The sequence below is a fragment of the Nostoc sp. JL33 genome (genome assembly GCF_017114985.1).
Lineage (GTDB): Bacteria > Cyanobacteriota > Cyanobacteriia > Cyanobacteriales > Nostocaceae > Nostoc.
This window is the reverse complement of sequence record NZ_JABXKP010000033.1, coordinates 1-23,271: the sequence shown is the minus strand read 5'-3', so window position 1 is coordinate 23,271 and position 23,271 is coordinate 1. Positions and strand designations below refer to the sequence as shown.

At 41.8% G+C, this 23,271-nt stretch carries 24 protein-coding genes and 1 pseudogene; 16 read left to right on the top strand and 9 right to left on the bottom strand.

Annotated elements, in window-relative coordinates:
• Positions 1-503: 503 nt before the first annotated feature.
• The 3 genes from HWQ23_RS07825 to lysA all read right to left on the bottom strand — a co-directional run bounded on the left by HWQ23_RS07825 (position 504) and on the right by lysA (position 3,754).
• The gene (locus HWQ23_RS07825; protein ID WP_292825966.1) at positions 504-1,259 is read right to left on the bottom strand and encodes an isoprenyl transferase; all 756 of its coding nucleotides are present in this window, start codon (positions 1,257-1,259) and stop codon (positions 504-506) included.
• Positions 1,256-2,179, bottom strand: a complete 924-nt coding sequence (cdaA, locus tag HWQ23_RS07820) for a diadenylate cyclase CdaA (protein WP_292825963.1) — start codon at positions 2,177-2,179, stop codon at positions 1,256-1,258. Before cdaA ends, HWQ23_RS07825 begins: the two co-directional genes overlap by 4 nt.
• Positions 2,180-2,344: 165 nt before the next feature.
• Complete coding sequence (gene lysA / locus HWQ23_RS07815; RefSeq protein WP_292825961.1) at positions 2,345-3,754, bottom strand: diaminopimelate decarboxylase; 1,410 nt, start codon at positions 3,752-3,754, stop codon at positions 2,345-2,347.
• Positions 3,755-3,846: 92 nt separating this feature from the next.
• Here lysA and rimI point away from each other — a divergent pair, with 92 nt between their 5' ends.
• Positions 3,847-4,398 carry a ribosomal protein S18-alanine N-acetyltransferase gene (rimI, locus tag HWQ23_RS07810; RefSeq protein ID WP_292825958.1) on the top strand — a complete coding sequence of 184 codons (552 nt, stop codon included), beginning with the start codon at positions 3,847-3,849 and terminating at the stop codon, positions 4,396-4,398.
• 284 nt (positions 4,399-4,682) lie between these two features.
• On the opposite strand, the gene HWQ23_RS07805 is transcribed toward rimI, so the two are convergent.
• The gene (locus HWQ23_RS07805; protein WP_292825969.1) at positions 4,683-4,868 is read right to left on the bottom strand and encodes a hypothetical protein; all 186 of its coding nucleotides are present in this window, start codon (positions 4,866-4,868) and stop codon (positions 4,683-4,685) included.
• Here HWQ23_RS07805 and HWQ23_RS07800 point away from each other — a divergent pair.
• The 13 genes from HWQ23_RS07800 to HWQ23_RS07745 all read left to right on the top strand — a co-directional run bounded on the left by HWQ23_RS07800 (position 4,818) and on the right by HWQ23_RS07745 (position 16,304).
• Positions 4,818-7,286 (top strand): ATP-dependent Clp protease ATP-binding subunit, encoded by a 2,469-nt coding sequence (locus tag HWQ23_RS07800; protein ID WP_292825955.1) that lies wholly within the window; start codon positions 4,818-4,820, stop codon positions 7,284-7,286. The genes HWQ23_RS07805 and HWQ23_RS07800 overlap by 51 nt on opposite strands.
• 214 nt (positions 7,287-7,500) lie before the next feature.
• On the top strand, positions 7,501-7,773 hold the full coding sequence (locus tag HWQ23_RS07795; protein WP_292825952.1) for a hypothetical protein: 273 nt from the start codon (positions 7,501-7,503) through the stop codon (positions 7,771-7,773).
• Positions 7,774-8,078: 305 nt separating this feature from the next.
• Entirely contained in the window at positions 8,079-8,240 is a 162-nt protein-coding gene (locus HWQ23_RS07790) for a pepsin/retropepsin-like aspartic protease family protein (protein ID WP_292825949.1), read from the top strand.
• Between the two features lie 135 nt (positions 8,241-8,375).
• The gene (locus HWQ23_RS07785) at positions 8,376-8,609 is read left to right on the top strand and encodes a hypothetical protein (protein WP_292825946.1); all 234 of its coding nucleotides are present in this window, start codon (positions 8,376-8,378) and stop codon (positions 8,607-8,609) included.
• 373 nt (positions 8,610-8,982) lie between these two features.
• Positions 8,983-9,558 (top strand): TerD family protein, encoded by a 576-nt coding sequence (locus HWQ23_RS07780; RefSeq protein ID WP_292825943.1) that lies wholly within the window; start codon positions 8,983-8,985, stop codon positions 9,556-9,558.
• A gap of 58 nt (positions 9,559-9,616) precedes the next feature.
• A complete protein-coding gene (locus HWQ23_RS07775; RefSeq protein WP_292825940.1) occupies positions 9,617-10,192 on the top strand; it encodes a TerD family protein in 576 nt (191 codons plus the stop codon).
• Between the two features lie 10 nt (positions 10,193-10,202).
• Positions 10,203-10,808, top strand: a complete 606-nt coding sequence (locus HWQ23_RS07770) for a TerD family protein (RefSeq protein WP_292825937.1) — start codon at positions 10,203-10,205, stop codon at positions 10,806-10,808.
• Between the two features lie 21 nt (positions 10,809-10,829).
• Positions 10,830-11,333, top strand: a complete 504-nt coding sequence (locus HWQ23_RS07765) for a tellurium resistance protein TerA (RefSeq protein ID WP_292825935.1) — start codon at positions 10,830-10,832, stop codon at positions 11,331-11,333.
• Positions 11,334-11,578: 245 nt separating this feature from the next.
• A complete protein-coding gene (locus HWQ23_RS07760; RefSeq protein WP_292825933.1) occupies positions 11,579-12,280 on the top strand; it encodes a matrixin family metalloprotease in 702 nt (233 codons plus the stop codon).
• 149 nt (positions 12,281-12,429) lie between these two features.
• Positions 12,430-15,387, top strand: coding sequence for a calcium-translocating P-type ATPase, PMCA-type (locus HWQ23_RS07755; protein ID WP_292825931.1), 2,958 nt, complete (start codon positions 12,430-12,432; stop codon positions 15,385-15,387).
• Between the two features lie 100 nt (positions 15,388-15,487).
• Entirely contained in the window at positions 15,488-15,667 is a 180-nt protein-coding gene (locus HWQ23_RS33620) for a DUF6972 family protein (RefSeq protein WP_472850389.1), read from the top strand.
• Positions 15,615-15,884, top strand: a complete 270-nt coding sequence (locus HWQ23_RS07750) for a hypothetical protein (protein WP_292825929.1) — start codon at positions 15,615-15,617, stop codon at positions 15,882-15,884. The genes HWQ23_RS33620 and HWQ23_RS07750 overlap by 53 nt, the downstream gene beginning before the upstream one ends.
• Before the next feature lie 210 nt (positions 15,885-16,094).
• Entirely contained in the window at positions 16,095-16,304 is a 210-nt protein-coding gene (locus HWQ23_RS07745; RefSeq protein WP_292825927.1) for a type II toxin-antitoxin system HicB family antitoxin, read from the top strand.
• Between the two features lie 125 nt (positions 16,305-16,429).
• Here the strand turns inward: HWQ23_RS07745 and HWQ23_RS07740 are convergent, their stop codons facing one another.
• The gene (locus tag HWQ23_RS07740) at positions 16,430-17,407 is read right to left on the bottom strand and encodes a Bpu10I family restriction endonuclease (RefSeq protein WP_292825925.1); all 978 of its coding nucleotides are present in this window, start codon (positions 17,405-17,407) and stop codon (positions 16,430-16,432) included.
• On the bottom strand, positions 17,380-18,621 hold the full coding sequence (locus HWQ23_RS07735) for a DNA cytosine methyltransferase (protein WP_292825923.1): 1,242 nt from the start codon (positions 18,619-18,621) through the stop codon (positions 17,380-17,382). The genes HWQ23_RS07740 and HWQ23_RS07735 overlap by 28 nt, the downstream gene beginning before the upstream one ends.
• A 239-nt stretch (positions 18,622-18,860) precedes the next feature.
• Between HWQ23_RS07735 and HWQ23_RS07730 the strand changes: the two genes are divergently transcribed.
• Together HWQ23_RS07730 and HWQ23_RS33615 are read left to right on the top strand one after the other, a co-directional pair.
• Positions 18,861-19,412 carry a Uma2 family endonuclease gene (locus HWQ23_RS07730; RefSeq protein ID WP_292825921.1) on the top strand — a complete coding sequence of 184 codons (552 nt, stop codon included), beginning with the start codon at positions 18,861-18,863 and terminating at the stop codon, positions 19,410-19,412.
• A 302-nt stretch (positions 19,413-19,714) separates the two neighbouring features.
• Positions 19,715-19,807 (top strand): annotated as a pseudogene (locus tag HWQ23_RS33615) (transposase); the annotation flags it as partial.
• Between the two features lie 325 nt (positions 19,808-20,132).
• On the opposite strand, the gene HWQ23_RS07715 reads toward HWQ23_RS33615, so the two are convergent.
• From HWQ23_RS07715 to rsmA, 3 genes are all read right to left on the bottom strand, one after another.
• Positions 20,133-20,462 carry a DUF3082 domain-containing protein gene (locus tag HWQ23_RS07715; protein ID WP_292825917.1) on the bottom strand — a complete coding sequence of 110 codons (330 nt, stop codon included), beginning with the start codon at positions 20,460-20,462 and terminating at the stop codon, positions 20,133-20,135.
• A gap of 178 nt (positions 20,463-20,640) precedes the next feature.
• Positions 20,641-21,594, bottom strand: coding sequence for a 4-(cytidine 5'-diphospho)-2-C-methyl-D-erythritol kinase (gene ispE / locus HWQ23_RS07710; protein WP_292825915.1), 954 nt, complete (start codon positions 21,592-21,594; stop codon positions 20,641-20,643).
• An 89-nt stretch (positions 21,595-21,683) separates the two neighbouring features.
• Positions 21,684-22,532 carry a 16S rRNA (adenine(1518)-N(6)/adenine(1519)-N(6))-dimethyltransferase RsmA gene (rsmA, locus tag HWQ23_RS07705; protein WP_292825912.1) on the bottom strand — a complete coding sequence of 283 codons (849 nt, stop codon included), beginning with the start codon at positions 22,530-22,532 and terminating at the stop codon, positions 21,684-21,686.
• Positions 22,533-23,271 lie beyond the last annotated feature (739 nt).

Genomic DNA, 23,271 nt, shown 5'->3' with positions numbered 1-23,271 from the left:
CGAACGAGTTTCCCGTAATAACCCTAGAGTTGTGAAAAAACCTGTATCAAAGTTTCGTTCTAAAAAGCCAAAACACAGAGGTACTGGACAACGAGTTGAAGCTCCTAAATTTCATATCACTAATCAGTCTTTCAGCCTTAACTGAACCGTATTGGAGTATAAGGATGAATATTGGGGAGCGATCGCACGGGAGGCGTTAGAGAGATTACCAGAGTAATCGAGTGATGGCATTTAACAGGGGCGCGACCAGATCATACTTATAAGGCAAGCATTGTCAATCGAAACAATCGCATTGTTAGTCGATACAATCAAATTGCAAGAGGTTGCGTTGCTATAACAGGGCGATGCAAATACTCAACGGCAAGATAGCACTTATTAGCAAGTAGCGCGATCGCTATATAAAGATAAGCGTCCTAACAGAGGAATGAGGAGGAGAGAGTTTTTTCGTCAGTTTTTGGGGTATTTTTTTATTTGGAAGTCCCTAAAGCACTGATTACTCAGCACTATTTTACTACTTTCCCAAACCGCCGCTCTCGTTGCTGGTAGGCACACAAGGCGCGGTGAAACTCAGCACGGTCAAAATCAGGCCAGAGAGTATCGGTGATGTAAATTTCCGCATAAGCCATTTGCCAGAGAAGGAAATTTGAGAGGCGCATTTCTCCACTTGTGCGGATTAACAAATCTGGGTCAGTAATTCCTGCTGTGTACAAGTGGCTCTCAAACTGCTGTTGATCAATTTCATTGGGTTGTAGCAGACCTTGCTGAACTTGTTTTGCGATCGCCTGACAAGCTTGTAAAATCTCCTGCCGTCCGCCATAATTAGTTGCTACCAAAAACTGGATACCCTGATTATCCTTAGTTTCTTCCATTGAACGGGATATTTCTTGTTGGAGCGATCGTGGCAGGTCTTGCAAATTTCCGACAAACTTAATTTGAACATTTTCTTCGACCATTTCCCGCAGTTCTTGGCGCAAAACTCTTTGAAACAAAGTCATCAAAAAATCCACTTCTTCCTGCGGTCTTTTCCAGTTCTCTGTCGAGAAAGCATAAGCTGTCAGCGCCTGAATTCCCCAATCTTGACAACAGCGAAGTAAATCCTTGAGAGCATCTACTCCTCGCTTATGACCCATAATCCGGGGTAGACCCTGACGTTTAGCCCATCGACCATTGCCATCCATAATCACCGCAACGTGCTGCGGCAATAGTTCTCGTTTTAAGTCAGTAGGCAAATCTTGCAGTTTAGTTTGTTGTCCTGTCATTTTTTATCTCGAGAAGCGGTCGATGGTAATCTGAGTAAACGTGAAACCAGTGCTAATGTCTTCTTACCTATCTGATGAACAAAACTCAACAGACCAGGAGCAACAGCTTCCCTATCCACGGCTGGGGACAAAAGAGCTTCTAATGACTCTTTCAGTTTCCTAATCGTCAGTGGTCTATTTAGGGTTCCTCGTTCTGCTAAGGAAATGGAACCCGTTTCTTCAGATACAACTACACAAATGCAATTTTCGACCCGCTCAGTAATTCCCATTGCCGCCCGGTGGCGTGTTCCCAACTGGCGCGAGGCTGTGCGTCCCGAAAGTGGTAAAATTATACCCGACGACACAATCCGTGAGCCACGAATCAATGTCGCTCCATCGTGTAACAAAGTTTTCGGCTGAAAGATTGTTTGGATCAGTTCCTTAGAAACCTCCGCATTTAGCTTTACTCCGGGCACAGAAAAATCTCGCTCATCAATTGGCCCTGTCGTTTCCAAAATTAGTAAAGCTCCAATCCGGTTTTTTGACAATTCTTTAACAGCTTCAACAATTTCATCAATTACACTATCAGATTTGGGGATTGGCAGACGGTCGGGTTGAAACATCTGGCGGAATTCGCCACGCCCCAATTGCTCCAAAAACCGCCGAAAGTCTAACTGTAGAGCAACTGCCATCGCCACAGCACAACCAATCACCAACTTTTCCAGTACAAAACTTAGCAAAAGTAGTCCTAATTTGCCACTTAGTGCTGAGGCTAGCATTAAGATAATGAATCCTCGCACCATCCACAGTGTCCGGCGCTCACTAATGATAACTAGTATCATATATGTCAGCGCCAGCACTAACACAATATCCAGAGTCCCAAGTAGCAAGGACTGTGACCATCCCAGGTTTGTCAGCCATTGCTTCCACCAATCTCTCATGACATCTGGATTACACTTTTGCCTCTAATTACAGTTAGTCATTAGTCATTAGTCAGTAGTCCTTAGTCATTAGTTCCTGGCTAATGACTAATGACTCTTCGGGTTCGCCAGTCACCTGCAGAAGGGTTTCCCTCCCGCAGTGCTGGACTCACTAAGGACAAATGACTATTTCTTTAGTCTTTCTGGTAGGCGATCTTGTCGAATTAAGTCTTGATAAGTTTCACGTTGCAAAATTAAATTTGCTTCGCCATTCGCTACAACAACTGCTGCCGGTCGGGGCAAGCGGTTGTAGTTAGATGCCATACTGTAATTGTACGCACCAGTTCCCATAACTACGAGAATATCCCCTGGTTCAGTTTTTGGGAGTAGTGCATTTTTAATCAGAATATCTCCTGATTCACAATGTTTCCCAGCAATTGTGACTGTTTGGGTTAAGGGAGAAGACATTTTATTGGCAACTACTGCCCGATAAACTGATTGGTAAGTAATCGGACGGGGATTGTCAGACATTCCTCCATCAATTGCCACGTAGGTACGAATTTCTGGGATAACTTTGGATGAACCAACAGTATAGGCAGTAACGCAAGCTGTGGCAATTAGCGATCGCCCTGGTTCACAGAGTAATTTCGGCAAAGGCAGATTTTCGGCTACACAAGCTTCTTGGATCACTTCACAAATCGGTTTCACCCACTCTTCAATGCTGGGGGGATCGTCTGATTCTATATACTTAATCCCTAAACCACCGCCGACATTTAACTCTGTCAGTTTTAAACCATACTTTGCCGCTTCCCGCAACCACTGCACCATCAGAACTGCTAAATCTCGATGCGGTTGGCGTTCAAAAATTTGGGAACCGATATGAGCATGTAACCCTACGCAGTTCAGGAAAGACTGTTTGCTGACAAAAGTAAATAATTCCTCTAACTCATTTGGATCAAAGCCAAATTTACTATCTAGTTGCCCCGTGCGGATATATTCATGTGTGTGACATTCAATACCTGGGGTCAGACGCAACAGGAATCGAGGATGTACAGAGGGGGAATTTGTCCTCTCGACAATTTCTACCAAAGTGCGTAACTCGTGCCAGTTATCCACGACAATAGTGCAACCGACTTCAGTGGCAAAAATCAGTTCTTCACGAGATTTATTATTGTTATGAAGATAGATTTTCTCAGGATTGACACCTGCTTGCAGCGCGGTGTAAAGTTCACCGCCTGATGCAACATCAATTCCTAAACCTTCGGAAGCGGCGATCGCACAAACTGCTAGACAATTCCAAGCTTTTGAGGCATACAATACTTGAGATTCGCCTTTGTAGTATTGCTTGAAAGCATCTCGGTATTGCTGACAAGCCGAACGCAGGGTTTGTTCATCTAAAATATATAAAGGTGAACCAAACTGCTCAACTAGGGTTGTGACATCACACCCACCAATTTCCAGGAAGTCATGATCATGAACTCTGGCAGTTAAGGGTAAAAGTTCTTGATTAGGCGATGGATTTGCCTTGGTGTCGTGCCTTTGAGGTAAATATTGACTTCCAGAATGTTGAACCCCTGTGGGGTGAGTCGATACCATAACTATAAAAATTTTCCTTGTTCAAATTACGGGCTTTGAGTTTGTCTCCCGATTCCCAGTTTACAAAGCGTTTGTAACGTTATTCAATAAATGTGATCTCATTAGACTTAGAAATTAAATTACTGACTCCAGAGCATCTAAATGCATTGTTGGAACTGGATCAAGCCTGTTTTGGGCGTCTCTGGACAATGGAGGGCTACCAACGAGAGTTGGACAGTCCCAACAGCGATCTGCTGGGTTTATTTTCCCCTGTCTCTAATTCGAGACTGCTGGGAATGGGTTGCTTTTGGTCAATTTTAGAGGAAGCCCACATTACAATTTTGGCGGTTCATCCCCAATATCACCGTCAAGGTTTAGGACAGGCTTTATTATATTCACTCATTAAGACAGCTTGCGATCGCAAAATGGAGCGAGCTACCCTCGAAGTGCGAGCTTCCAACCTGGGGGCTATATCTTTATATCAAAAATTTGGCTTTCAAACAGCTGGGCGGCGTCGGCGTTACTACCAAGATAACGATGAAGACGCGCTGATTCTTTGGCTCCCAGATTTACAACACCCCAAATTTCAAGCAACTTTAGACCAGTGGTATTCCATTGTCAGCGATCGCCTCGAAAAGTCTTCTTGGCACTTGCTTTTTAAGTAGTTACGGATTATTAATTTGGAATTATCGCCGCTTGGGATCAGCTTCAGCAAAAAAATGCAACCTTGCCGCACCTATTTATATACAAACATATTATCTTAAAAAGTTATTTAATTAATAAATCTTATATAAAATATTTTTCCTTGACATAAAAAAATACATATGTTAAATATAAGTGTTTGGGATTGAGTAAAGAAACTCTGAATCTAAGCAGTCAGCCATTTGTAAGAAATCCCAAAAACGCTGGTGAACTAAAGCTCCTCAGTACACTAGCGAAATAAAAGTAGTCAATAGTTAACAATTAGCCCATCAACCCAAGTCATAGCTTCAGGATGTCTATAATCTGTTATACAGGCATCCAAAAGCTTTGCCTGTGCTAAAATCAGCATACCGGCACGACCGCAGGTGATGGGAAAAATGCCATGTTTGAACGCTTCACAGAAAAAGCCATTAAGGTAATCATGCTGGCCCAAGAAGAGGCCCGCCGTTTAGGTCACAACTTTGTCGGAACCGAACAGATCCTCTTGGGTCTGATTGGCGAAGGCACTGGAGTGGCCGCCAAGGTGCTGAAATCAATGGGCGTCAATCTCAAAGATGCCCGAATTGAAGTTGAAAAAATTATCGGACGGGGATCAGGCTTTGTTGCCGTGGAAATTCCGTTTACGCCACGGGCAAAGCGAGTTCTAGAACTCTCCTTGGAAGAAGCACGCCAACTGGGGCATAACTACATTGGCACCGAGCATCTGCTGTTGGGCCTAATCCGTGAAGGGGAAGGCGTAGCAGCCAGGGTGCTAGAAAACCTCGGTGTGGATCTATCTAAGGTAAGAACCCAAGTCATCCGCATGTTGGGAGAAACTGCCGAAGTTTCACCAGGCGGTTCATCCGGGCGCACAAAAACCCCGACTCTGGATGAATTTGGCTCAAACCTGACCCAGATGGCAATAGATAATAAGCTCGATCCGGTGGTGGGACGCGCCAAGGAAATTGAGCGGGTGATCCAGATTTTGGGTCGCCGAACTAAAAATAACCCAGTGCTGATTGGGGAACCAGGGGTTGGTAAAACAGCGATCGCTGAAGGTTTAGCTTCACGCATTGCCACAAAAGATGTCCCTGACATCCTGGAAGATAAACGCGTCGTCACGCTGGATATTGGTTTGCTGGTAGCAGGCACCAAGTACCGGGGTGAATTTGAAGAACGCTTGAAAAAAATCATGGATGAAATCCGCTCTGCGGGTAATGTCATTCTCGTGATTGATGAGGTACACACCTTAATTGGTGCGGGTGCAGCCGAAGGTGCCATTGACGCAGCGAATATCCTCAAGCCAGCTTTGGCTAGGGGTGAGTTGCAGTGTATCGGCGCTACAACCCTAGATGAATACCGGAAGCACATCGAGCGAGATGCAGCACTGGAGCGGCGTTTCCAACCAGTGATGGTTGGCGAACCTACAGTTGATGAAACAATTGAAATTTTGTATGGTCTGCGCGAACGCTATGAGCAGCACCACAAACTGAAAATCTCCGACGAAGCATTAGTGGCGGCGGCGAAATTGTCAGATCGTTACATTAGCGATCGCTTCCTCCCAGATAAAGCCATCGACTTGGTTGATGAAGCTGGTTCTAGGGTGCGCTTGATTAACTCCCAGCTGCCACCCGCAGCCAAAGAGTTAGACAAAGAACTGCGTCAAATATTAAAAGAAAAAGATGACGCGGTGCGCTCTCAAAACTTTGACAAAGCTGGAGAATTGCGCGATCGCGAGATGGAAATCAAAGCGGAAATTCGCGCGATCGCTCAAAGCAAGACCAATGCAACAGGCACAGAAGGTGATGAACCTGTAGTTACAGAAGAAGACATTGCCCACATTGTCGCTTCCTGGACTGGGGTACCGGTGAGCAAACTCACCGAATCGGAATCTGAAAAGCTGCTGCACATGGAAGACACCTTGCATCAGCGTTTAATCGGTCAAGATGAAGCTGTCAGAGCAGTTTCACGGGCAATTCGTCGCGCTCGTGTTGGTTTAAAAAATCCCAATCGACCCATAGCTAGCTTTGTCTTCTCTGGGCCGACTGGTGTGGGTAAAACCGAGTTGGCGAAGTCCTTGGCTGCATACTTCTTCGGTTCCGAAGAAGCGATGATCCGCTTAGATATGTCCGAATACATGGAGCGTCACACCGTCAGCAAGCTGATTGGTTCGCCTCCAGGTTATGTTGGCTATAACGAAGGTGGTCAGCTGACCGAAGCCGTGCGGCGGCGTCCTTATACCGTGGTGTTGTTCGACGAAATCGAAAAAGCACACCCCGATGTATTCAATATGTTGCTGCAAATTTTGGAAGACGGTCGGTTAACCGATGCCAAAGGTCGCACGGTGGACTTCAAAAACACCTTGCTGATTTTAACTTCCAATATTGGTTCTAAGGTAATTGAAAAAGGCGGTAGTGGTATCGGCTTTGAGTTCTCCGAAGATGCCACCGAGTCAACTTACAACCGGATTCGCTCTTTGGTGAACGAAGAACTCAAGCAGTACTTCCGTCCAGAGTTCCTCAACCGACTCGATGAAATTATCGTCTTCCGTCAGTTGAGCAAGCCGGAGGTAACACAAATCGCCGAAATTATGCTCAAGGAAGTATTTGGTCGTCTGACCGAAAAGGGTATCACCTTAGAAGTCACCGATCGCTTCAAGGATCGGTTGATCACTGAAGGTTACAGTCCCAGCTACGGCGCAAGGCCGTTACGTCGAGCGATTATGCGCCTCTTAGAAGATAGCCTAGCAGAAGAAATTCTGTCTGGTCGGATCAAGGATGGCGATACAGCCCTTGTTGATGTGGATGAAAATGGCGTTGTGCAAGTTAGTTCTGAACAGCGTCGGGAATTGTTACCCCAAGGTGTTGAGTAAGATTTAGGATTTGAGATTTAAGTCTCAAATAGAAAATTAGCAAACGGTAGAGTATTTATTGCTCTACCGTTTTTTATTGACTAAATATTCATTAACTGCTTCAAATCTGGATCTAGTAGCATTTGGTTTGCGGTAGTATATAGTTCACTATAACCGCCTTGCATTATAGCTTGGTAGTAGAATTAGTATACAACATGAACAAAGGAGCAAGAACGTGCAAGCCATACTTTTAAGCCGCGAAGAAGTTGGACGACGTGCGAAAGAATTATATGAAAATAGCATTCGTCAACAAGTGGAACGAGAAGAAAACATCGGTAAAATGGTGATCATTGATATAGAAACAGGTGAATACGCAATTGATAAAACAGGCTTAGAATCGGCACGATATTTACGTAACAAACGTCCATTTGCTCGACTTTTTGGTATTCGCATTGGTTACAAAGTTGCTGTTTCCTTCAGTGGTGAGATGGAGCGCGATTATCGGTGATTTCTGGTATTATCAAAAACGGACGTGCAACCGTTAACATAATATTTCGACTGCCAAATAGACCAGATTTTACTATTGAATTTGTTATCGATACAGGTTTTACAGAGTTTCTTTCTCTGCCTCCAGAAGCAGTTAAGTAAGTCAACTTAATTAAACATAAAATGCTTTCAGGCTCGTAGTAGCGCTTTAGCGCTAAAGCCCTGCTACAAACGTTTTACTTTTTTTAGGTTGAACTACTTAGTCTATTGGGTTTCCCTTTTGTGTATGATATGTATGCAAATTTAGCTGATAATAGTAATGTAATCTTGCCAGTACATCAAGCTAACATTATTTGGAATGGAGAAGAACGGGAAGTGAATGTACTTGCGACAGGAAAGCGACCTTTATTAGGAACTGGTTTACTTGATGAGCATGAACTTGTCATACAGTTTATCGAGGGCGGTTTAGTAACAATTGATGAATTGTAGTTGCTTTCTGGATATATCGACTTTCTATCAACAGCAATGAGAATTATTAAGCCAAAGATTTGAATAGGATTTAAAATTTTAGCTTTATCGTTACCATGTTAGATTTATCCGATAAGCCTAAAAGGTGTTCCAAGTTTGACCTTCAGTGATGTAGTTGAAGCAATTAAAAGTCTTTCCAGTGAAGAAAAGTTAGAAATTCAACTGTTATTGCAGCAATATCTACGGGAAGAAAGGCGTGAAGAGATTTATCAAAATTTTCAGGCGGCGCAAGTAGAACAGCAAAATAGTGAACTAAAGTTTTCCTCAAATATAGATGAACTGAAAAATTTGATTTCTGAAATACACGTAGGATGCGTTAACGAAGCATAACGCACTCTGTCCTAATACACCCTATATATACTTAGATTTTTCCATCAAATCGGATTGCTATATTTCATAACTAATAGATTGATTAACAGCTTGAGTAGTAATACTTAAAAAAAACTCAATTTAACAAAGCATAAGTTAAGTGTTTTTATCAAGGCTGTTTGTAAAAAAAAAACACATAATATTGAATAGTGAGTCTGTAATAGTTTAAATAACAGCTTTTCATTAATATCAGTCAGGGGTGAATACATCTCAAAAGATGAAGTGGTATTAAAAAGCTAATTTTCTAGTAATGCTTTCAGTGCATTGCTACCAATTTTATGCAGATTTTTTGCACCTTTGCATACAACAATTATCTCGATAGGACAATTGAGAAATGACAATTACATTAACAAAAGGCCAGCGTATTTCACTTGAAAAAGTTGCACCCGGTCTATCCGAAGTGTTTGTTGGTTTAGGATGGGATGTTAAAGCCACAGACACTGGTCAAGACTTTGATTTAGATGCATCTGTCTTTCTATTAAATGCAAATGGAAAGCTGATTTCTGATGCTCACGTCATCTTTTATAACAACCAAACAAGTCCCGATCCAGAGAAATCAATTCAACATACTGGAGATAATCTCACAGGCGCAGGTGAAGGAGATGATGAAGTCATCAAAATTAATCTCAAAAAAGTTCCTTCTGAAATTCAAACAATTCTGATTGCAGTAACGATTCACGAAGCCGAGGTGCGGCGTCAGAATTTTGGTCAGGTACAAAATGCGTTTGTGCGAGTTGTCAATTCTCAAACTAATGAAGAAGTTGTTCGCTACGACCTTGTGGAAGACTACTCCACAGAAACATCCATGATTATGGCTGAACTTTACTTTAAAGACAATGAATGGCGTCTCAACGCTGTAGGTTCGGGTTATCAAGGCGGCTTACAAGCACTTCTCGAACGCTACAAATAGGCAATTATTGCAAAGACATAACTGATACTAGTAAAAAATTTAAGGAGTCTACCAAATCATGGCAGTTACACTTACAAAAGGACAACGTATATCACTCGATAAAGTTGCACCAGGACTAACTGAGGTATTTGTTGGTCTTGGATGGGATGTCAAAGCAATGGACACTGGCTTCGCTTTTGATTTAGATGCATCAGCTTTCATAGTGGGAAGTAACGATAAACTAATTTCAGATAACCACTTCATTTTCTACAACAATCTTCTCAGCCCAGATCCAAATAACTCAGTTCAACACACAGGAGATAATCTAACAGGCGCAGGCGATGGTGATGATGAAGTCATCAAAATTAATCTCCAAAAGGTTCCTGCTGAGGTTCATAAAATTTTTATTACTGTAACCATTCATGAAGCCGCAGAACGGAAGCAAAATTTTGGTCAAGTTCAAAATGCTTTTGTGCGCGTCGTTAATGCTCAGAGCAATCAAGAAGTAGTCCGGTATGACCTAGTGGAGGATTACTCAATCGAAACTGCATTAATTATGGCTGAACTCTATCGTAAAGACGGAGAGTGGCGTTTAAATGCGGTTGGTTCAGGTTATCAAGGTGGATTAAAAGCTTTACTAGACCGTTTTAGCTAGGAGATTGAGTATGGCAATTAGTTTACAGAAAGGACAACGGATTTCACTTTCTAAAGAAGCCCCTGGTCTAAGCAAAATGATGTGTGGACTGGGCTGGGATGTCGCTAAACGCTCAGGCGGTGGATTTTTTAGTAATTTTGGTGGCGGTGGTAAAGACTATGACCTAGATGCATCTGTAATCTGTCTGGATGCAAATGGCAAGTTAACGGCCAAAGAGAATATTATCTTCTTCGGTAATCTTCAGCATTTCTCTGGAGCCATAACTCACACAGGGGACAATTTAACTGGTGCAGGTGAGGGTGATGATGAAGTGATTATAGTTGATTTGCCGCGCGTACCTGCCGAGATTGTAAAGTTACTCTTCGTAGTCAATATTTACGATTCCATTGCCCGAAAGCAAGACTTTAGTCAAATTGAAAATGCTTTTGTGCGCCTGGTTAATGCAGCTAATAACAAAGAACTGGCTCGATATAACCTCTCTGGTAAGGAGTATTTGGGCATGACTGGGATGGTCTTGGCTGAAGTGTATCGACACAATGATGACTGGAAAATGGCAGCTATTGGCAATGGTGTCAATGTCAACGGTATAGGTGAACTCGCTAGTTCTTACTCTTAAATACTGAGCAAACTTGTAATTATGGCTATTACGCTTCAAAAGAGTGGTGATTCCCACAAAATAGACCTGAGTAAGGCAGGTAAATCTAAGCCACTGACGGTTCATATCAACCTGAATTGGAATCAGCAGTCCAATCAAAAGGCTGGGTTCTTTTCCAAGCTGCTTGGAGGTAACAATGCTCCAGACCTTGACTTAGGCTGTATGTATGAAACTGTAAATGGTGAAAAAGGGGTCATCCAGCCTCTAGGAGGAAATTTTGGAGCCAAAAATTCTCCTCCTTACATCTTTCTTGATAAAGATGACCGTACCGGAGCAGCCTCAGACGGTGAAAATATGTTCATTTACAGACCAGACACAATTAAACGAGTGATGTTTTTTGCCCTAATTTATCAAGGAACACCCGATTTTAAGTCTGTAGGTGGTCGGATGCTTTTCAAAATCAGTAATGGCGAGGAAATTTATCTGGAACTTAATAATCCAGATACAAATCGACCTTTCTGTGCTGCGGCTATAGTAAGTAAGTAAGTCGGTGAGAATAAATCAAACTAGATTAAGTAATGTAAAAAATCTTGAGATTAGTTCGTAGTGAGGACTTTAGTCCTCAAATGATGGCTGAAGCCCTCACTACAAACCTTGAATTATTCACACCGCTCTACTTAACATTGGCTCTGAAGTCACGATTTTGAAGGAAGAGAAATACTTTAGTGGACATAAAGAGGCAGACGATTACTATCATTTTGGCTTTAGCTGGGTAGCTGGCTCGAAATAAAATGTCGCTTTACGATCGCCTGAATCTAACTAAAGCTAGCCGTAACCTTCAAGTTCCGATTTGGGAACGTATTAACCTTGATAGACCTTCAAAACCTTGCTGTCAAGGTTGCCGTTCCCGTATCCAAACTAATTGGCAACTGTGTCCATATTGTGGATGGTTGATTGTTGGAAAAAATAGCGAAATTCGCCATTGTCTTTGGGTTAATATTTCAGGCATGATTATCGATACTGAAGATAATAGCACCATACTAGAAGTTATGGCAGATGCACTTGCTAAAGTCTTCAGTGCTTTTAGAAGTATCAATGTGTTTTTGACTTCAGAACCACCCGATGAAAAGGAGTGGAACCAAAATTTCACTCATATCTATGTGTTAATTGATCAGCAACCAGTTGACTACTTAGGAATAGCTAGTTTCAGTCATGGTAAAGTTACAAATATTGCTGCTGTTCGCATAGATCAAATACTTCATATCTCTGATCTGGCAAGTCTAAATTTGGCTCAATTGTCTAACTTGATTGCTAATACTATCACCCACGAAATTGGTCACACTTTGGGATTAGACCACTCCCAACTACCAACAGATGTGATGCACGATGGACTCGATCATGGAATTCACAGTTTGATGCCTCCCTCATTTCATGTTGAGCAGATCATCTTGATGAATAATGCAATTCGCAAACATAAATCTTCATCAACATAAATTGGTATTGAACTTCTGAACTTTGATCAAGTGTTGGAAATTCGTCATTATTTACTTTGAAAAGCATTCAATATTCTCCTTTGGCAGCACTCTTCTTAGCTAAAGGAGTTTTAGATTTTAATCCATTTATTTAGGTAGAAAAACTGAATATGCTTACTCATAAAGTCAACGATCGCCTTCTGCCATTTCAGGGACTCACATCGGCTCAGGTAAAACTTAACCGCGAAAAGTATGGTGTTAATATTCTTACTCCCCCAGAACGAGAGCCATTATGGAAATTATTCTTAGCAAAATTTGAAGATCCAGTAATTCGGATTCTGATGATTGCGGCGGCAATCGCTATTAGTGTCGGTATTTTTGAGGGAGAATATGCTGAAGGCTTAGGTATTGTGGCTGCTATCTTATTGGCGACAACTCTCGCTTTTGCCAACGAATACAAAGCCAGTCAAGAATTTGATATTCTCAACCAAGTTTATGACGAAATTTTTATCAAAGTCATCCGGGATAATAGCTTTACCACGGTTAAGCGTAAAGATTTAGTTTTTGGTGATGTTGTATATGTAGAACAAGGTGAAGAAATCCCAGCTGATGGACAAATTTTAGAAGAAATTTCTCTAGAGATTGACCAGTCAAAAATCACAGGAGAAGCGGAACTAGTCAAAAAGCTTACTCAGGCTGACGCAGAAAATCAAGGTATTGAAGAGGGAACTTACCCAGCTTACAAGATTTATCGCAGTACGATTGTTGAACAAGGACAGGGTTATTTTGAAGTTACTGCTGTTGGTGACAATACAGAAATTGGTAAATTGGCAACAGCAATTGCTAGCATCGAAAACACAGAAAACACACCGCTTAATCATCAACTAGAAAAACTTAGTAAACTGATTGGTGTCGTTGGTCTGGGATTTGCTGGTTTCACTTTCGTATCTTTGCTGGTACGCGGTTTTGTCACTAAAGAACTAAGCCTGAGTTCTCAACAGTGGTATGTTGTCGGACTGTCAATTATTAGCGTGTTAGTAGCACTTAGCCGAGTATGGCTACCTGTGATTTATGATGGTTTGGAGTTAGCTGGTAGCAAACTTGCAGCACCAAAATGGTTGGAAAATAATAGTTTTCTTAGTTGGCTGAAAACAGTTGGTATAGTACTAGTATTTTTCACTATCGGACTTGGTTTAGGCTATCCTCTAGGACTAATTCCTAGCTCTATAAATAGCTGGGTTCCTAGTAGTGTTGCCAAAGCATTACTGCACTACTTTATGGTAGCTGTGACAATTATTGTGGTAGCTGTGCCAGAAGGTTTGGCGATGAGTGTTACCCTCAGCCTTGCCTACAGTATGAAAAAGATGGCGGCTTCCAATAATTTGGTGCGTCGGATGCACGCTTGCGAAACTATTGGTTCAGCTACGGTAATTTGCTCTGATAAGACTGGCACTCTCACCCAAAATCAAATGCGGGTGTATGAAGTCAATTTTCCTAGTCTGAATTCTCAACTATTGCCAGTACTTAAAGATGTTAAAGGGTTAATAGCGGAGGCGATCGCAGTTAATAGTACTGCTGATTTAGAGAAAAAACCTTTGCAGGCTACTCGTCCCATTGGCAATCCCACAGAAGGAGCTTTACTTTTATGGCTAGATAGCCAGGATATTGATTACATATCTTACCGGGGTAACTTTCAAATCAAATCCCGAATGCCTTTTTGTGGTCATCAAAAATACATGGGTACAATAGGCATTTCCTCTGTAACCGGAGAGGATGTGCTTTATGTGAAAGGAGCGCCGGAGGTAATTCTAGAGCGTTGCTCGCAGATTCTTACAGAGCAAGGACTAGAATCACTTAAGAATAAAGCCGCGATCGCATCTGCAATTAAAGAATATCAAAAACGAGGAATGCGGGCGCTAGGGTTTGCTTATCATAACGTCTCACAGCATTCGAGTCAGACGAACTTGGACGAAATTGCTCACGACATGACTTGGCTGGGGTTTGTGGCAATTTCAGACCCCTTGCGTCCAGAAGTACCTGATGCAATCCAAGCCTGTTTACGCGCAGGAATAGAAGTGAAAGTTGTAACAGGTGATAACTCGGAGACGGCTAAGGAAATTGCTCGTCAAATTGGACTTTGGCAAGAAGAAGATGACTTTAATAGCGGTTATTTACATTTGACTGGTCAACAATTTGCCCAACTGAGTGACGAAGAAGCAAATCAGGCGGTGCTGCAATTAAAGGTACTTTCCAGAGCGCGACCACTTGATAAGCTGCGGCTTGTGAAACTGTTACAGGAAAATGGTGAGGTGGTAGGTGTCACCGGAGATGGTACAAACGATGCAGCTGCTCTCAAGCAAGCTCAGGTAGGTTTAGCAATGGGAAGTGGTACAGCGATCGCTAAAGAAGCTAGTGATATCATTTTGCTTGATGATTCTTTCCACAGTATTGTAAATGCAGTTGTTTGGGGGCGATCGCTTTACCTAAATATCCAACGATTTATTCTGTTTCAGTTAACAATCAACGTTGTGGCGTTGGGAATTGCTTTAATTGGGCCATTTATCGGTGTAGCGCTACCTCTAACTGTCACCCAAATGCTCTGGGTGAACTTAATTATGGATACCTTTGCTGCTTTAGCTTTGGCGACGGAACCCCCTCATTTGAGCGTGATGCAGCACTCTCCTCGTAACCCGCAAGCCTTTATTGTCACCAAAGCAATGGCAGAGAATATTTTTACTGTTGGGTTAGCATTTTTGATTTTTCTGATTGGTTTCTTACGCTACATCCGTCGCGATGGGGAAATCACTCCTTATGAGCTTTCCGTGTTCTTCGCCGTGTTCGTAATGTTACAGTTCTGGAATTTGTTCAATGCTCGATGCTTGGGGTTAAAGCAGTCTGCTTTGAAAGGCTTATCTAAGAATAAAGGATTTGTAGCGATCGCTATTACCATTTTTGTCGGACAGATATTGATTATTCAGTTTGGTGGTAGCGTTTTTAGAACAGTACCTTTGTCTTTGGTGGACTGGATAAGTGTAATTGTTGCAACATCGACAGTGCTTTGGATTGGTGAGCTATGGCGCTTCATAATGCGGTTTAAATTGAAAAGTCATCTGCGAGAATCCTATTAACTACTGCAAATTTTGGCAAATCCTTGGTAAACCGATATCAAAAATAGCATCAGTAATTTTAATTCCAAGGCGTTGAGTAAAATTTAGAACTTGGGATTAAATCTCAAATAGAAAATTACAAAACGGTAGAGCAATAAATACTCTACCGTTTTTTGATGAACCAATAGGTTATAGAATCAGTCCAGATGGTAGCCGTATTCTACTTTACTATGCGGAGATAAAAATCAATGCAGACGACCAATACCACGTCATCCCCCGCACAAGACCGAGTGAAGAATAACTGGGAATTTACAGAAGTATGGATAGATCCGATGTTATCCCCTCCATATATTCTTTTATTGCTTTGCGACAGTGAAGATAACTGTCAAGTTTATGATCCCGCACAGGGTTATAAAGTTGTATTTTCTAGTAATGACTATAATGCAGCCAAATTATGGTTACTAGAAGATAAGTATGAACCAATTGAAGGTAGGCTTTTAGCTGCGGAATTAGTCTGAGTTACTAGAGAGTTTTTAGAGAATATGATTGAGAACGCTTGCGTAAGTCTTGTGTAATTTACGCGAGTGTCACCAGCACCGACTAAGGTCAGTAGCTACTCGCCAATTAGCCACCCATGCTTTATGCCGTGTTCAATTCCGGCAGTCCAGTGCATTTTCAGATGCTAGTGCTATGCTTTGAATATTTGACATAGCTTTAATGTTAAAAATATGAAAACTTTCACTGCAATTGTTGAGCGAGATTCTGATACAAAGCTTTATGTTGGCTATGTTCCCGGATTTCCTGGCGCACACTCCCAGGCAGAAAGATTGGATGAATTACAAGAGAATCTGCGTGAAGTAATTGAGATGCTTCTGGAGGATGAAAATTTAGCATTCGATACAGAGTTTGTTGGCACACAACAAATTGTAATCCAGTAGATTATGAGCAATATCCCGATTTTGAAACCACAAGAGGTTATTTGGATACTAGTACAGGATTGTGAACTATAGGCATTGCTTATCTATGTTTTTAGGCACTATTTTTTAGTTACTAAAGTCAATAGCTACTCCTCAATTAGCCATCCACGCTCTATGCCGTGTTCAATTCCGCCAGTCCAATCCATTTTCAGATGCTTCCGCACTTTATGGAATAGATGTTGAACTACAACTGGATTAATTGAATTTTTAAGATATTTTTCTTCATACCTAAATTCTCGGTCAGTGTTTTTCTGCTGACGTAGTACGTAAATCTGGTCAACCTTGTACTTCCGAAGATTGACATCACTGGTCAACTTGATCCACTCCATAAGTACAACATATAAACTATTTGGATTTCTTGCCTTTAAGTCCTCTGCTGCTCGTGATGAACCTTCGAGCATAGTTTTATCGAGATACGTCTTACATTCAATTGCAACAACTGGAATATCGAAAATGTGCGTTTCGGTGTTCCCTGTAACTGTAACTTCAGAGTAGTTTTCCGGTTCCTCTTTAAGAAGTGGGAGTATTTCACCAGGATTTTCATCTTTCTCCGGTGGGGTTGCTGCTTCAAATGATACTTGAATCGTGGCTCCAATTACAAAGTCATGATCTTTCTTTTCAATACGTGCATACGGTCGCTTAAGCATCTCAGAGTATTTTGGCGGCACAAAGAAAATATCTTTGAACGTATGTGATTTGCCGATGAGAGCATTTTCTCCAAAGTCTCTGACTAAATCTTTAAACAGATAATAGAGAAATTCCTCTAGCACGCTAGAGTGAAGGTTCGATCGAGAATCAAACTTTTCAGCATAGTGCTGCTGGTCTAAAAAGTCCTTATATTTTGATAAAAGTTCTACCCTAGTAGCAATAATTGCGTCATCTTGAGCAGTAGGTGTTGATGTAGGTCCAACTAATTCGAGATTAGCGGAACGCCACTTATCATACTCATTTCTAATCTCACTGAGATATTTTTTACTCTCAGTATCTCTGTATTTTGTGCGGTGATTCTCCTTTTGTTCAAGATTAGAGCCGTGAACTAAAGGGTTCCTATCGCTTTTGGGCATAGCTCTAATTTCTCTTGAAGATGAAGTGCGATCGCTTTAGCAAGAATAGGTGGTACAGCATTACCTACCTGATTGTACTGGCAAAGAAACTTCTCGTCGAATCTCTCTTCTCGATGTAATAATTTGTGAGATACAACAGTCTTCTTTCCTAGAAAACGATAAGTGTCAGGAAATGATTGGACACGTGCGCCTTCACGGGCTGTCAAGTTGCGATGCTGGAAAGGATGAAGAAAATTGGCGTAAAATGAAGCGGCTATTGTATGTGATGGTTTATATGGATTTAAACGTCGGTTATTTTGGTCATAACTTATCTCAGATAACTCACCATTTCCACTACGCCGTCTAGCGCCATGTTCTTTTGGTACGTCTGAACTTGATTCACCCCATTTAATATGTTTGAAGCGTTCTACAAGCCTCTGGGAATGATCCATTGCAACATGATTGTAAAGTGTTTGACTGCCATTCCTGATCCAGTTTTGATAGTTATTTAGAGGTTCTGAAATATAAGGTTGTTCCTCTTCACCCTCACGTGCATTCAGTGGTGGTAAATCTGATATGGCATCCCATAGGCTTATGGCAGGAAGTAAACCCATGCAGGCAAATATTGATAATTGAGAGCTATTGATATGCAATAAATCTAAGGAATGTGTTTTTGGAGGAAGACCTAATTCTTTTCCTGTTTTATTTCCAACAATAAAAATACGCTCTCTAATTTGTGGCACACCATATTCAGCAGCATTTAATGACCATACTTCTACAAAATACCCTAGATTTTCAAAAGTTTCTTTAATGATATCTGTTACCTTTTTGCCTTCAATATTTTTGCGCGAAAGTAAACCTTTGACATTTTCCATTACAAAAGCTTCAGGTTCGAGAAAACATATCCACTGAGCAAAGTTAATGAATAGACTATTTCTAGGGTCTTTAGGATCTTTTTGTGCTGGCCCGGCAATACTAAAGCCTTGACATGGAGGCCCACCAATCACAACATCCGGCTTGAAGTTACAGATACCCTTAACACTACTTGCAGTGTTTAAATCACGGATATCCTGTTGAATAACTGTCATATTCGGACGGTTATGGCGCAGTGTATCACAAGCCCAGGCATCAATCTCAACGGATAAAGGAACAGAGAAACCCGCCATCTCGAAACCTAGACCAAAGCCGCCAGCCCCAGCAAACAAATCAATAGTGATAGGTTGTGCTGTTAGCATAGACTCTTAATGTGGTTAGTCATCTGGTTTACCTTCTAAACACTCTAGGATGATACCCTTGTACCGCTTTGTCAACCTGCTACACAGTTATTCTGGTCAAGGTATCTGGCTATAAGTAATTTTTAGTATTCTTAAAGACAAACTGCCTGTATCTTAAATCAATCGGCTGATTCGGAATCAGACCTGAAGTGCATTTAAAATGGGAGAATCTAAAGAATTATTAGGAGGAATCAATCGTCATGACTGTGATACTTGCTAAGTGGACGATTGACGAATATCACCGCATGATTGACGTTGGCATTTTGAGCGATCGCAAAGTTGAACTACTCAAAGGAGAAATTGTCGAAATGTCGCCAGAAGGGGAACCCCATGCTTATAGTAGTGATGAAGCTGGTGAGTATCTAGCAAAGCTATTGGCTGGACGCGCCAAAATTCGTCATGCTAAACCAATTACCCTACCCAACGACTCGGAACCAGAACCAGATATTGCCATTGTCCAACCTTTAGGACGCGAGTATCGACAGCATCATCCCTATCCAGAAAATATTTTGTGGTTGATTGAGTACGCTAACTCTAGTTTAGAAAAAGATTTAGAGACAAAAAGCAAAATCTATGCAGAAGCAGGTATTTTAGAATATTGGGTTGTCAATCTAAAAAAGTTATATTTGGTCGTGTTTCGAGAAATCTTAGATGGAGAGTACGCGACAAAACTGACATTAACTGGCGGAGCAATTCAACCCCTTGCATTCCCAGATGTTTCTGTTGCGGTGGAACAAATTATTAACAGCTAAGAGGATGTTTGAAAATTCAAAATGTATACTAAAAAATCCCTCTCGCCGAGACGGAAAGAGGTTTTTAAACCCCCTTTGTTTGTAGGGAAGGCTTGCTCGTGGGGTTAGGTTTGGGAACTTTTGATGTTAGCAATATTTTAAAACATTTTCTAAGATAATTTACGGCCTTTTTTATGTCTTTGAACCACAATCCTGTAAAATATGGGTAGATGGTGATTTTTGATATAAAAATAGGTATAGAATCGGCGCGAGATTTACGTAATAAACACCCATTTGCTCGGATTGAATGTGTGGGTTAACCAAGGTTGCACGAGATATTAGCCAATGTCTGCATAAAAACTAAATGCCGACTAATAGAGTTTTCAGGTGAGCCAGACCACTTTCATTTACTGATGTTTTCACAATTTCCCGCCATTCATCACCACCCTCAATGTACTCATAGGGTGGCGATGAATCGCGTATCGTTAAGCGCCGGATGGTAGCAGCACGTCCTTTACTCAGAGATACTAATTAGACAACCGGCCAAATTGCTATTGCACTGGGCTATCAAAATACGTGTCATTTCTCTCGCCAGTTTCGTCAACACCAGAGGCTTTCTCCTAAAAGTTGGAGAAAACAACAACTTCTTCAGCCTTCCAGAAGCGCGAAACTACAATTCATCAAAAATTATAATTCGTTAGAAAAACTTATGCCTTTAGGTTGTTGATTAAAAACCAATAACTAGCTTTCACTACTTTTTTCTTTGGTCAACTGCTGCACTAATAATTGCACTCCCAAAGCCAACAAACCAATTGCCACTATACCAAATATTCCGCTTCCCAAAGCAACTACACCAACAACCAAAGTACGAACAGCAGAAGAAATCTTCACCACCAATGGATTAATTGAATGGATAGGTTTAGTAGCAAAATTTGTGGCGATCGCAATCATCAGCGAATACACTGCAAATCCCATTCCTCCCGAAATCACCGCCCCACTAAAACAGCGTAACGGACTCGCACTCACCTGTTTTTTAGTATCTGTTTGCGGCGTTAGATTTTGATCATTCATAACATTTTAGATTTTAGATTTTAGATTTTGGATTGGAGCATTAGGAATAATTCTTGCCCTCAGCTAATCGTCATTCAAATTGCATCTTTGCGTCTTTGGGTTTTTCTAGCGATTTGAACTATGCGACTTAAAAGCTCATCAGCTTATTCCCTATGCTTCATTAACGATAAAGATTTATTTAAACTGAAGACGCCACCTGAATACCATGTGTAATTGTCCGAGTCACAAACAATTCTAAGTCTTCATCAACAATTGCTTCCCTTACTTGCAGTTTAACTTGTTCCGCCTGCTGTTGAGACTCAAAAAGAGCAAATACTGTTGGCCCAGAACCAGACATCATTGTTCCTAAAACACCTTCCTGATTTGCAAACACCTCTCGCAGTTGCAAGACTTGAGGATAGGCTGGCAATACCACGCGCTCCAAATCATTATGCAGTTTTTGGGCAATTTCTCCCACATCTTTATCCAGGATAGCTTTTACTATTGATCCTGAATGAACTGCACTAGCACGCGCTGCCAAGTTGCCGCTATCTTTAATATAAGAATTACTAAACTGCTGTCGATAGGTTTTGTATGCCCAAGCGGTGGAAACTTCCAGGCTGCGGTATTTTGCCAACACTATATATATACTATCCAAACTTGGCAGTGGAGAAAGTTGCTCACCTCTACCTGTTGCGATCGCAGTTCCACCCGCTACACAAAACGGTACATCTGAACCAAGTGTGCCTCCCAACTCCTCTAATTCTGACTGAGTTAATCCCAATTTCCACAGTAAATCCATCCCCATTAACACAGCTGCTGCATTCGTCGAACCCCCAGCCAACCCAGCAGCTACAGGAATCTGCTTGTTGACGGTAATCTCTACGCCCCCATATTTAGCAAAGGCTTCGGGAAATTGCCTCGCCATTAATTCTGCTGCGCGGTATGCCAGATTACTTTTATCTGCCGGTACTTGTGGGTGGTTGCAGTGAACACGGATGCTGTCAGTGCTGATAGAACGCACATCAATTTGGTCTGCAAGTCCGATACTTTGAAGGATCATGGCTAACTCGTGATAGCCATCGGAGCGATCGCCAATGATTTCCAGATACAAGTTGATTTTAGCAGGGGCAATTAGGCTGTAGGAACGCATTTTCTGGGACTGGGGAATCGGGAATCGGGAATTGGGAATCGGGAGTGGGGAATCGGGAATCGGGAATGGGAAAAAATCTGCCTTGTTCCCTACTCCCTACTCTCCACTCCCAGTTCATTTGCTAGAATTACCCATTGCTGAACGCTGAGGTCTTCGGCTCTGGCTTGGGGATTTATTTCTAATTGTTCCAGTAAGTGGCTCAGGCGATCGCGTTCTATAACTGATTGCAAATTATTTCGTAACATTTTGCGCTTGGCACCAAACCCCAACTTTAAGAAATTCTCTAACTGTCGCGGATTAAGTGCTGGTATTTCTATTTTTCGGGGGCGCAATCGCACCACTGCTGAATCGACTTTTGGCGGTGGATGGAATGCGGATGCTGGAACTGTGCAGATTAACTCACACTCAGCCAAATACTGTACCCGCACGCTCAACGCCCCAAATGCTTTTGATCCTGGTTTAGCATACAACCTTTCTGCTACTTCTTTTTGTACCAGCAACACTATTGAGTCAAATGGTTCGGGATTGGGGTTGGCAATTGTACCCAGTAGTTTCTCAATGATTGGCCCCGTAATATTGTAGGGGATATTGGCTACTACTTTATTTGGCTGTTGGAAATTGGGAAAGGCTACCAGATGAGATGGTAAATCCAGAGTGAGAAAATCGCCTTGTAACAGTAAAAATTTTTCAGTCTTACCAAGTTGCTTTGCCAATAGTTTGCATAAGTCGCGGTCTATTTCAACTGCAACCAGAGATTGCACTAAGGGTAATAAACGACGAGTGAGAATGCCGGTTCCGGGCCCAATTTCCAGGATGCGTTCACCCTTGGCGTTGGCAAAGCCATCGCTTTGTGTACACTCTGCTGCTTGAATAATTGCGTCGAGCGCCTTTTCACTTTTGAGCCAATGTTGAGCAAAGACCTTACGCGGTCGGATCATCTGTATTTATTGCCTAGTCTAGTTTTTAGCTTTTTCTCAAAAATTAATTATAAATTTTGAAGTCCTTCTACAGCGCTAGACTCACTGTAACGCCTATCTTCTCTTCCAAACGCTCCGCGAACGTAGCAGTGGCGATCGCCTAAATGCCTATAAAAGCGTCACCTGTAGGATAGAAGTCTTAAACCGCAAGCTCCGCAACAATTATGCTCTTATATATATAATAGTTAGTTCGAGCATTTGGATTCACGATAAACCCCCTCACAAAGACTACCTCCTGCCTTTTTCGATAATCATTACTATAATTACTCAACTTGCATCAGATTCCATTTAGACACAAGCAACGTGCATTATTCACACAGTCAGGTTTAGCCACTTTGTTCTCGCCTCCCCCTTGTTGCTTAACCCATTAACCTGAAAGCAAGCCCAGTCAAGCGATTTGCCCTTTTAGAAAAATAATAAATTTACCCCTTGACAAACTAGGGGATGACTAGTTACTCTAGTTAAGTGGGAAGGCGAAAGAAGCCAACCACGGCTGAACCAAAAAAACATAATACTTTGAAAGCTTAAGAAAAAACCAATCCTCGTCAAAAGATTTTAGTTTTGGGATTTCCCAAAAAGATAATCGAAATTACAACTTGGATTCCGGGAAATATTTTTTTTCGGAGCCGCAAACTCGAAACACAACAAAACGGAGAGTTTGATCCTGGCTCAGGATGAACGCTGGCGGTATGCTTAACAC

What these genes read in the sequence shown, in the direction of transcription:
- HWQ23_RS07825 (WP_292825966.1), bottom strand. Translation starts at nt 1,259, where the DNA reads ATGACAGGACAACAAACTAAACTGCAAGATTTGCCTACTGACTTAAAA.
- cdaA (WP_292825963.1), bottom strand. Translation starts at nt 2,179, where the DNA reads ATGAGAGATTGGTGGAAGCAATGGCTGACAAACCTGGGATGGTCACAG.
- lysA (WP_292825961.1), bottom strand. Translation starts at nt 3,754, where the DNA reads ATGGTATCGACTCACCCCACAGGGGTTCAACATTCTGGAAGTCAATAT.
- HWQ23_RS07800 (WP_292825955.1), top strand. Translation starts at nt 4,818, where the DNA reads ATGTTTGAACGCTTCACAGAAAAAGCCATTAAGGTAATCATGCTGGCC.
- HWQ23_RS07780 (WP_292825943.1), top strand. Translation starts at nt 8,983, where the DNA reads ATGACAATTACATTAACAAAAGGCCAGCGTATTTCACTTGAAAAAGTT.
- HWQ23_RS07775 (WP_292825940.1), top strand. Translation starts at nt 9,617, where the DNA reads ATGGCAGTTACACTTACAAAAGGACAACGTATATCACTCGATAAAGTT.
- HWQ23_RS07770 (WP_292825937.1), top strand. Translation starts at nt 10,203, where the DNA reads ATGGCAATTAGTTTACAGAAAGGACAACGGATTTCACTTTCTAAAGAA.
- HWQ23_RS07765 (WP_292825935.1), top strand. Translation starts at nt 10,830, where the DNA reads ATGGCTATTACGCTTCAAAAGAGTGGTGATTCCCACAAAATAGACCTG.
- HWQ23_RS07760 (WP_292825933.1), top strand. Translation starts at nt 11,579, where the DNA reads ATGTCGCTTTACGATCGCCTGAATCTAACTAAAGCTAGCCGTAACCTT.
- HWQ23_RS07755 (WP_292825931.1), top strand. Translation starts at nt 12,430, where the DNA reads ATGCTTACTCATAAAGTCAACGATCGCCTTCTGCCATTTCAGGGACTC.
- HWQ23_RS07750 (WP_292825929.1), top strand. Translation starts at nt 15,615, where the DNA reads ATGCAGACGACCAATACCACGTCATCCCCCGCACAAGACCGAGTGAAG.
- HWQ23_RS07745 (WP_292825927.1), top strand. Translation starts at nt 16,095, where the DNA reads ATGAAAACTTTCACTGCAATTGTTGAGCGAGATTCTGATACAAAGCTT.
- HWQ23_RS07740 (WP_292825925.1), bottom strand. Translation starts at nt 17,407, where the DNA reads ATGCCCAAAAGCGATAGGAACCCTTTAGTTCACGGCTCTAATCTTGAA.
- HWQ23_RS07735 (WP_292825923.1), bottom strand. Translation starts at nt 18,621, where the DNA reads ATGCTAACAGCACAACCTATCACTATTGATTTGTTTGCTGGGGCTGGC.
- HWQ23_RS07730 (WP_292825921.1), top strand. Translation starts at nt 18,861, where the DNA reads ATGACTGTGATACTTGCTAAGTGGACGATTGACGAATATCACCGCATG.
- HWQ23_RS07715 (WP_292825917.1), bottom strand. Translation starts at nt 20,462, where the DNA reads ATGAATGATCAAAATCTAACGCCGCAAACAGATACTAAAAAACAGGTG.
- ispE (WP_292825915.1), bottom strand. Translation starts at nt 21,594, where the DNA reads ATGCGTTCCTACAGCCTAATTGCCCCTGCTAAAATCAACTTGTATCTG.
- rsmA (WP_292825912.1), bottom strand. Translation starts at nt 22,532, where the DNA reads ATGATCCGACCGCGTAAGGTCTTTGCTCAACATTGGCTCAAAAGTGAA.